The 9,179-nt window shown below is 72.4% G+C and carries 5 protein-coding genes; 4 read left to right on the forward strand and 1 reads right to left on the reverse strand.

Annotation, left to right across the window (positions count from 1 at the left end):
• Positions 1–9 precede the first annotated feature (9 nt).
• Positions 10–1,470 (reverse strand): MFS transporter, encoded by a 1,461-nt coding sequence (locus tag ACZ6C6_RS15825; protein ID WP_469203080.1) that lies wholly within the window; start codon positions 1,468–1,470, stop codon positions 10–12.
• Between the two features lie 153 nt (positions 1,471–1,623).
• Here ACZ6C6_RS15825 and ACZ6C6_RS15830 point away from each other — a divergent pair, with 153 nt between their 5' ends.
• The 4 genes from ACZ6C6_RS15830 to ACZ6C6_RS15845 all read left to right on the forward strand — a co-directional run bounded on the left by ACZ6C6_RS15830 (position 1,624) and on the right by ACZ6C6_RS15845 (position 9,174).
• Entirely contained in the window at positions 1,624–3,090 is a 1,467-nt protein-coding gene (locus ACZ6C6_RS15830) for a sulfatase-like hydrolase/transferase (protein ID WP_469203082.1), read from the forward strand.
• On the forward strand, positions 3,087–5,282 hold the full coding sequence (locus ACZ6C6_RS15835) for an arylsulfatase (RefSeq protein WP_469203084.1): 2,196 nt from the start codon (positions 3,087–3,089) through the stop codon (positions 5,280–5,282). The genes ACZ6C6_RS15830 and ACZ6C6_RS15835 overlap by 4 nt, the downstream gene beginning before the upstream one ends.
• Before the next feature lie 87 nt (positions 5,283–5,369).
• Positions 5,370–6,308 (forward strand): formylglycine-generating enzyme family protein, encoded by a 939-nt coding sequence (locus ACZ6C6_RS15840; RefSeq protein ID WP_469203086.1) that lies wholly within the window; start codon positions 5,370–5,372, stop codon positions 6,306–6,308.
• Positions 6,309–6,342: 34 nt separating this feature from the next.
• Positions 6,343–9,174: an FAD-binding and (Fe-S)-binding domain-containing protein gene (locus ACZ6C6_RS15845; protein ID WP_469203088.1), complete on the forward strand. Its 2,832-nt coding sequence runs from the start codon at positions 6,343–6,345 to the stop codon at positions 9,172–9,174.
• Positions 9,175–9,179 lie beyond the last annotated feature (5 nt).

Here is a 9,179-nt window from a genome sequence, read left to right on the forward strand (position 1 = left end):
GCAATGAATCTAGCGGGAGGCGGCCGTGGCTCCCGCTCCGGACCGGTCGTCGGCCACCTCGCCGACGCTGGTCCGCGGGATGACGAAGGAGACCAGCAGGCCGAGGAAGGCCAGGCCGGTGCACGTCCACAGGGCGGTGGCGTAACCGCTGTGCGTGGCCGCTCCGTTCACCTGGTGCTGGGTGATGATGCCGCTGCTGACCGCGATGCCGAGCGAGGCGCCGATGCCGAAGGCGGCGGTGTTGAAGCCGGTCAGCGCGCCGGGCGCCTCGGCGGAGGACAGGAGGACCCCCAGGCCGTCCAGGGCGGTTAGGACCAGGCCCGTGTAGCAGGCGCCGAGCAGGAGCGTCATCGCGAAGGCGACCTTGGAGCTGTCGCTGAACGCGGCGAGCACGGCGAGGCCGATGACCGTGATGACGAGCCCGGCGAGCAGGATGACGCGCCACCCGATCCGGGGTGCGTACGTCCCGGCGACCGGGGCGAAGGCGAAGCCGACCACGGAGACCGGCATCGTGTAGAGCAGGGCCGCCGTGGTGGCGCTCATCCCGAAGCCGCCGCTCGCGTTCTGCGCGAGCAGCGGCAGGACGAACAGCGTGGCCGCGCCCGCCCCGGCGAGCGTGAGGACGTTGGTGAGGAGCAGCGGCCACGCCTTGCGCGAGGCGAGTTCGCTCGTCCGGATCAGCGGCTCCCTCACGCGCTTCTCGACCAGGGGGAAGCTGCACAGGAAGACGAGACCGCCGGCGAGGGCGGCGAGCGTGCCGGGGCTCGACCACCCCCACTTGCTGCCCTGCGAGAGGGTCAGCGAGAGACCGGCCAGACCGAGGGCGATCACGATCGACCCCTGCCAGTCCAGGCGCCGCTTCTCGGCCGGGGTGATCTCGGGGACGACGCAGTAGACGCAGACGACCGCCACCAGGGTGAAGGCGACCATACACCAGAAGACGCCCCGGTAGCCGAACGAGTCCACGATGCTGCCGCTGACGACCGCCTCGATACCGCCGAGGCCCGCCTTGATGGCGGCGATGACCGCGAGCGCCTTGCTGAAGGTCCTGAGGTCGAGCAGGTCGTGGAGGATCAGGAACGCGAAGGCGAACACGGCGCCGCACATGCCGGACAGGGCGCGGCCGGCGATGTAGACGCCGGCGCCGGGGGCGAGCGCCACGATCACGTTCCCGACGACGAGCGTGCTCAGGCTGAACAGCAGGGCGCGGCGGCGCCCCGTCCAGTCGCTGATGCGGGTCACGACGATGGCCGAGATGGCGCCGACGATCGAGAAGAGCGTCTGTGCGAGGCCGACGGTCGCCGTGTCCGTGTGCAGGCTCTCGATGATCTTCGCGTTGGCCGGGCCGACCATCGTGTTGTTGAGCTGGTAACTCCCCACGGAGAGCAGGAGCGCCGTCACCAGCCACGCGGTGGCCGGGCGTCGGCTCGCCGCTGCGCGGCTTCCCGATGTGCGATCGACGGAGGTCATCGAGGGCTCCTCAGTACAGAGCAGTGAGATTGGACCTCTGGTGGTCCAAGGCTTTCGCTATGTAAAGACGCACGAGAACCCCTGTCAAGGGATGGACATCCAGAGGTCCAATCTTTAAGTTGAGGTGGCGTTCAACAGAAGCTGGAGTCGTACATGCCGTCGAACATCCTTGTCTTCCTCACCGACGACCACGCGCAGTGGGCCGCCGGCTGCTACGGGAATTCCGAGGTGCGGACCCCCACTCTGGATCACCTCGCACGGACGGGCGTGATCTTCGACAACGCCTACACACCCTCCCCGGTCTGCTCCCCCGCCCGGGCGTCCTTCTTCACCGGGCGGCTCCCCTCGCAGCACGGCGTGCACGACTACCTCGCCGAAGCGGACCCAGAGGTCCGCTCCGTCGAGTGGCTGAAGGACGAACGCCTGATCAGCGAGGTCCTCCAGGAGCGGGGGTACGTCACCGGGCTGAGCGGCAAGTGGCACCTGGGCCACGGCGAACGCCCGGCTCGCGGCTTCGACTTCTGGTACTCGCGCAGCGCGCCCGTCTCCGAGGCGGAGGGCTACCACACCCCGTGGCGGCGCACCGAGGCCGTCGAGAAGCGCTACGACCGGCACGCCATCACCGACCGCGCCATCGAGTTCCTGCGCCACCGGGACGAAGACAAGCCGTTCTTCCTGTTCGTCGGCCACCTCGCCACCCACAGCCCCTGGGCCGGCGCGCCCGAGCGCCTGGTGAACCGCTACCGGCGGGCCACCTTCCGGGACATCCCCGAGGACGTCACGCACCCGTTCGGCCGCCCCCGCTCGGAGTCCCTGTACCCGTCGCGCGACGATCCGCGCGAGGCACTGGCCCAGTACTACGCGGCCGTCACCGACATCGACGACCAAGTCGGGCGGGTCCTGGACGAGCTGGACTCGCTGGACCTCCGCGACGACACCCTGGTGATCTACACCAGCGACCACGGGCTGAACACTGGCCATCACGGCATCTGGGGGAAGGGCAACGGCACCCTGCCCTACAACGTGGTGGACGAGTCCATCCGCGTCCCGCTCATCGTCAACCACCCCGGCTCCGTCCTGGGCGGCCAGCGGCGCAAGGAGAACGTCAGCCACGTCGACACCTTCCGGACACTGCTCGAAACCGCCGCCGCGGACCTGCCCGACGACCGGCCGACCCCGTACCCGGGCCGCAGCTACCGCGACGCCCTGCTCGGCGCTCCGCTGCCCGAGGCCCGCGACCTGGTCTTCGTCGAGTACGGGAACCTCCGCATGGTGCGCTCGGACCGCCACAAGCTCGTCCGCCGCTTCCCGGACGGCCCGCACGAGATGTTCGACCTGGAACGCGATCCGCGCGAGACGGTCGACGCGATCGACGCCCCCGAGCTGCGGGAGCGGCGCAACGCGCTGGACGCCGCCATGAACACGTACTTCGCCACGCACGAGGAACCTGGCCGCGCCGGTGTCCACGTGCTCGAGCAGCCCCGCCACAACGGTGACGAAGCCTGGCGGGACGAGCGGCCGCCCGTCCTGGCCGAGTCCAGCCAGTGGCTGGACGACCTGGAGGCCCGCATCCAGGAGCGGCGCCGGCAGCAGCGCGAGAGCGAGGGGGGCGCCCAGTGAGCACCGCCGCCCCCGGCCGCACGGCCGCCGAGTCCACGCCGTGGTGGCCTGCCCCGCCGACGCCCGGCCGCCCCAACATCCTGACGGTGGTCCTGGACGACACGGGCTGGTCGGACTTCGGCTGCTACGGCTCCGAGATCCGCACCCCCACCATCGACGCGCTGGCCGCGAACGGGCTGCGCTTCACCAACTTCCACGTCAACCCGATGTGTTCGCCCACCCGGGCCAGCCTCCTCACCGGCCGGAACAACCACCGCCTCGGCATGCGCTTCATCGCGGACACCGACACCGGCTTCGAGAACTCCCGCGGCCGGATCGACCCGGACGTCCCGCTGCTGCCGGACCTCCTGCGCCCGCACGGCTACGGCTCGTACCAGGTGGGCAAGTGGCACCTGGCGCCCGGGCACGAGATCACCCCGGCGGGCCCGTACGACAACTGGCCGCTGCGCCGGGGCTTCGACCGGTTCTACGGATTCATGGGCGGGGCGACCGACCAGTGCTCGCCCGAACTCTTCGAGGACCACCACCCGGTCCCGCCGTCGCAGGACCCGGACTACCACCTGTCGGCGGACCTGGCCGACCGCGCGATCTCTTATCTGCGGGAGCACCGCACGTACCGCTCGGGCAGCCCCTTCTACCTGAACCTGGCGCTCGGTGCCACGCACGCGCCGCTCCAGGCGCCCCGCGCGTACATCGACCGCTATTTGGACGTGTTCAGGAAGGGCTGGGACCGGACGCGCGTCGACCGGCTGCGCCGCCAGGCGGAGGCCGGACTCGTTCCCGAGGGCACGGAGCTGACCGAACGGAACCCGGGCGTCGAGCCCTGGGACGAACTGGCCGACGACCAGCGGAACCTGTACGCCCATCTGCAAGCCGTGTACGCCGGATTCCTGGAGCACGCCGACGCCCAGATCGGCCGGGTGGTCGACGCCCTGCGGGACTGGGGCGAACTCGACAACACCCTCGTCCTGGTGCTCTCCGACAACGGTGCGAGCCGGGAGGGCGGGCCGCAGGGGGCGGTCGACGTCAACGCCCCCTACAACGGCATCCGCAAGACCGTCCAGCAGGAGCTCTCCCGCCTGGACAAGCTCGGCGGCCCCGAGGGTCCCGCGCACTACCCCGAGGGCTGGGCGACGGCGAGCAACACCCCGTTCCGGCTGTACAAGCAGTACACGGACCTCGGGGGCGTCCGCGTGCCCCTGGTCGTGCACTGGCCGGACGGCCTCGCCGAACACGGCGGCATCCGTGACCAGTTCCTGCACGCCGTCGATGTGGCGCCCACCCTCCTGGAGGCCGCCGGCATCCCGTACGACGAAGCGGGCTTCGACGGGCGCAGCGCCACCGCCGTACTCACGGACGCCACCGCCCCCGCTCCGAGGGGCACCCAGTACTTCGAGATGCTGGGGCACCGGGCGCTCTGGCACGAGGGCTGGAAGGCCGTCACCACGCACCTCCCCGGGACCCCGTACGAGGACGACGTCTGGCGCCTGTACGACACCCGGCGCGACTTCTCCGAGTGCCACGACCTGGCGGCGGCACAGCCCGACCGGCTGGCGGGCCTGCGCGCGATCTGGGAGAGGGAGGCCGCGCACCACGGGGTGTTCCCGCTGGACGACCGGCCCCTGAAGGAACTCCTCGCGCTGCGCACCGGGCAGGGGATGCACGGCGCCACGCACATCCGGCTGGAGGCGGGGGCGTCGCACGTGCCCGCGCCGACCCGGATCACGGGGAGCAACCGCTCGATGCGCGCGACGGCGCGGCTGCGGCGCCCGGCCGACGGCGTCCTGCTCGCTGCGGGCACCGCGGCGGGCGGCTATGTGCTGTACGTCAAGGACCGGCACCTGGTGTTCGAGCACCACCTGCTGGGCGACGACGTCGTCTGCGTCTCGCCCGGGCCGCTGCCCTCTCTCACCACCACGGCCGGTTTCCGCCTCCGGTGCCGGGACGACCGGTCGGCGAGCGTCACCCTGGAGGCCGGCGGCGTACCGCTCGCGCAGGCGGAGATACCCATGACGGCCGGGCGGCTCTCCGGCTACGGCCTCGACGTCGGCCGGGATACCGCGAGCCGGGTCTCCACCGTGTACCCGGACGCGTTCCCCCAGCCCGAGGGCGCGCTGCTCCACGTGGACCTGCACTTCACGGGCCCGGAGGACATCGAGGAGGTCGCCGGGACCATGGAGGCCGTCGAATAGGCGCTCGAACGGCCGCGGTTACGATCGGGCGAGGGGCGCCGCGGGTGCGGGGCCCTCGTCTCCGACTCCTCCAGGACGAAGGCAGCGATGAGCCACACCCCCGACGAAGCCCCCAAGAGCTGCTGCACCCCGTCCCGGGACGGGGCCGCCGCGGCCGGTCCGGTCCTGAGCATCGGGCCGGCCGCCCCGCGTGCCCGGGAGGCGGCCTACGCGGACCGGATCGAGCTGCCCGGCGGCACGTTCCGCATGGGCAGCGAGGACCCCGATGTGAACCGGGGCGACAGTGAGGGGCCTGTGCGCGAGGTGAGCGTCGAGGCCTTCGCGATCGACGCGTACGCCGTGACGAATGACCGGTTCGCCGCGTTCGTGGAGGCCACCGGCCACCGCACCGAGGCGGAGGAGTTCGGCTGGAGCTACGTCTTCGCGAAGTTCCTGCCGGGCTCGCTGCGCAAGGTCTCGCCGCGCCCGCGGCAGACGCCCTGGTGGTGCGGGGTGGACGGGGCGCGCTGGGACGTGCCGGAGGGCCCGGGGAGCCACATACGCGACCGGGGCGACCACCCGGTCGTCCACGTCACCTGGCGCGACGCGCTCGCGTACTGCCAGTGGGCCGGTGCCCGGCTCCCGACGGAGGCGGAGTGGGAGTACGCCGCCCGGGGCGGGCTCGACCAGGCCCGCTATCCGTGGGGCGACGAGCTCGTCCCGGGCGGCGAGCACCGCTGCAACATCTGGCAGGGGTCCTTCCCCACCCGCAACACGGAGGAGGACGGCTACGCGGGCACGGCGCCCGTCCACACCTACGCGCCCAACGGGTTCGGGCTGTACAACACGGCCGGGAACGTGTGGGAGTGGTCCGCCGACCCCTGGCAGCCCGGCACCGACGACCGCCGCACGATGCGCGGCGGCTCGTACCTCTGCCACGACTCGTACTGCAACCGCTACCGGGTCGCGGCGCGTACGTCGAACACGGTGGACAGCTCGGCGGGCAACATCGGCTTCCGGGTGGTGTGGTCGCCGAAAGCCGGTTGACGCCTGTCCACCCGCCGACCCCCAGGAGCACCCGATGGACGCGACCACCGCAGACGCCCCGGTCCCCCTCACCGAGGCGTTTCTCGACGCCCTGCGCGGGAAGCTGGGCGATCTCGTCGACGCTTCGGCGACGACCCGGGCGGTCTACTCGACCGACGCGTCGAACTACCGGATCGTGCCGGGCGCGGTCCTCATGCCCCGGGCGAGGGAGGACGTGATCACCGCGGTCCGGATCGCGCGTGAACACCGGGTTCCGGTCACTGTCAGGGGCGGCGGGACCTCATGCGCCGGGAACGCGGTGGGGCCGGGCCTGGTGATCGACTTCTCCCGCTCGATGAACCGCGTGCTGTCCGTCGACCCCGGTTCCTCGACGGCCGTGGTCGAGCCGGGCGCGGTCCTGAGCACCCTCCAGAAGGAGGCCCTGCCGCACGGGCTGCGGTTCGGCCCCGATCCCTCGACGGCCACCCGGTGCACGATCGGCGGGATGATCGGCAACAACGCCTGCGGGCCGCACGGCCTCTCGTACGGGCGAACGGCCGACAACGTGGTGTCGATGACCTGGCTGACGGGAAGCGGCGAGGTGATCACGGCGGCCTCAGGGCCGGAGGCGCTCGGGGCGGTGCCGGGGCTCGACGCGTTCGTCACGGAGCACATGGCTGTGCTGCGTACCGAGTTCGGACGCTTCGGGCGGCAGATCTCCGGCTACTCGCTGGAGCACCTGCTGCCGGAGAACGGGCGCGACCTCGCTGCCGCGCTGACCGGCACGGAGGGCAGCTGCGGCGTCCTCCTCGAAGCCACGGTCCGGCTCGTCCCGCAGGCACCCGCTCCGGCGCTCGCCGTCCTCGGTTACGCGGACATGGCGACGGCCGCCGACGACGTGCCGCACCTGCTTCCGCTCCGCCCGCTCGCACTGGAGGGCCTGGACGCGCAGCTCGTGGACGTGGTCCGCCGGGCGCACGGCGACGCGGCCGTCCCCACGCTGCCCGAGGGCGGTGGCTGGCTGATCGCCGAGGTCGGCGGGGCGACCTCGGCGGAGGCGGTCGAGGCGGCGCGCACCCTCGCCGCGGCCTCGCACGCCGCCGACGGCGTCGTCCTCCCGGCGGGCCCCGAGGCGACCCGGCTCTGGCAGATCCGCGCCGACGGCGCCGGCCTGGCCGGCCGCACCGCCGACGGCAAGCAGGCGTGGCCGGGCTGGGAGGACTCCGCCGTACCACCGGAACGGCTCGGGGACTATCTGCGCGGACTCCAGGCCCTGATGGCCGAGAAGGGGCTCTCCGGCTTGGCCTACGGCCACTTCGGCGACGGGTGCGTCCACGCCCGCATCGACTTCCCGCTCGACGCCGGGGGCGCGCCGATGCGCGACTTCCTGGAACGCGCCGCCGCCCTGGCCGCCGAGCACGGCGGATCGCTCTCCGGCGAGCACGGCGACGGCCGCGCCCGTTCGGAACTCCTCCCCTCCATGTACGGCCCCGAGGCGCTGCGCGCGATGGAGGCGTTCAAGGCCCTTCTGGACCCGGACGACGTCATGAACCCCGGGGTCGTCGTCCGCCCCGCGCCGCTGGACGCGGACCTCCGGCGGCCAGCGGCGCGGCGGCTGCGGGCGAGCGACGGGTTCGCCTTCGCGCACGACGGCGGGGACGTCACGGACGCCGTGCACCGGTGCGTCGGGGTGGGCAAGTGCCGGGCGGACCTGCGCGGCCAGGGCGGCTTCATGTGCCCCTCGTACACGGCCACCCGCGACGAGAAGGACTCCACGCGGGGCCGGGCAAGGGCGCTCCAGGAGATGCTGAACGGCGGCCTCGTCTCGGAGGGCTGGAACTCCCCGGAGGTCCACGAGGCCCTGGACCTGTGCCTGAGCTGCAAGGCGTGCGCCAGCGACTGCCCCACGGGGATCGACATGGCCACGTTCAAGTCGGAGGCCCTGCACCAGACGTACAGGGGCCGCCGCCGCCCGCTGAGCCACTACACCCTGGGCCGGCTCCCGCAGTGGCTGCGCCTGCTGGCGCCCTTGGCCCCCCTGGTCAACCTGGCCCGCCGGGTGCCGGTGCTCCGGCGGACGATGATGACCCTGATGGGCGCGGACGCCCGTCGCTCACTGCCGCCGCTGCCGGCGAGGCCGTTCCGGTGGCGCGGGAATCGCAGGACCGCGTCCGTGCGGTCGAACGGCCCCAGGGTGCTGCTCTGGGTCGACTCCTTCTCGGACGCGCTCGCACCGGAGATCCCCCGTGACGCCCTGGAGGTGCTGACGGCGGCCGGTTGCGACGTGGAGATCGCCGCGCCGGGCGCCTGCTGCGGCCTGACCCTGATCTCCACGGGCCAGTTGACCGCCGCGAAGGCGAAGCTCCGCTCCACGGTGGACCTGCTGCTCCCCCACGTCCGGGCCGGCCGGACGGTGATCGGCATCGAGCCGAGCTGCACGGCGACGCTCCGCTCGGACCTGGTCGAGCTCCTGCCGGACGACCCCCGGGCGGCGGAACTCGCGGGCGCGGTCCGGACGGTCGCCGAATTCCTCACCTCGATCGACTGGACGCCCCCGCAGGCGGCTTCACACCTCCTCGTCCAGCCCCACTGCCACCACTACGCGGTCATGGGCTACGAGGCGGACCGCTCGCTCCTGGAGTCCATGGGCTGCGACATCGACATCTCCTCGGGCTGCTGCGGCCTGGCCGGAAACTTCGGCATGGAGAAGGGCCACTACGAGGTCTCCGAGAAGATCGCCCGCGACGGCATCCTGGCCAGGGCGTCCGCCACCCCGGACCGCCGCATCCTCGCGGACGGCTACTCCTGCCGCACGCAGGTCCGGGACCTGGCGGGCCTGGACAGCCGGCATCTGGTGCAGGTGATCGCGGAGGCGTTGCGGGGGTGAGGGGC

It is taken from the genome of Streptomyces sp. NPDC041814 (assembly GCF_055590565.1).

Bases quoted from the DNA above. Each gene is read 5' to 3' on its own strand.
- ACZ6C6_RS15825 (WP_469203080.1), bottom strand. From the start codon at position 1,470: ATGACCTCCGTCGATCGCACATCGGGAAGCCGCGCAGCGGCGAGCCGA.
- ACZ6C6_RS15830 (WP_469203082.1), top strand. From the start codon at position 1,624: ATGCCGTCGAACATCCTTGTCTTCCTCACCGACGACCACGCGCAGTGG.
- ACZ6C6_RS15840 (WP_469203086.1), top strand. From the start codon at position 5,370: ATGAGCCACACCCCCGACGAAGCCCCCAAGAGCTGCTGCACCCCGTCC.
- ACZ6C6_RS15845 (WP_469203088.1), top strand. From the start codon at position 6,343: ATGGACGCGACCACCGCAGACGCCCCGGTCCCCCTCACCGAGGCGTTT.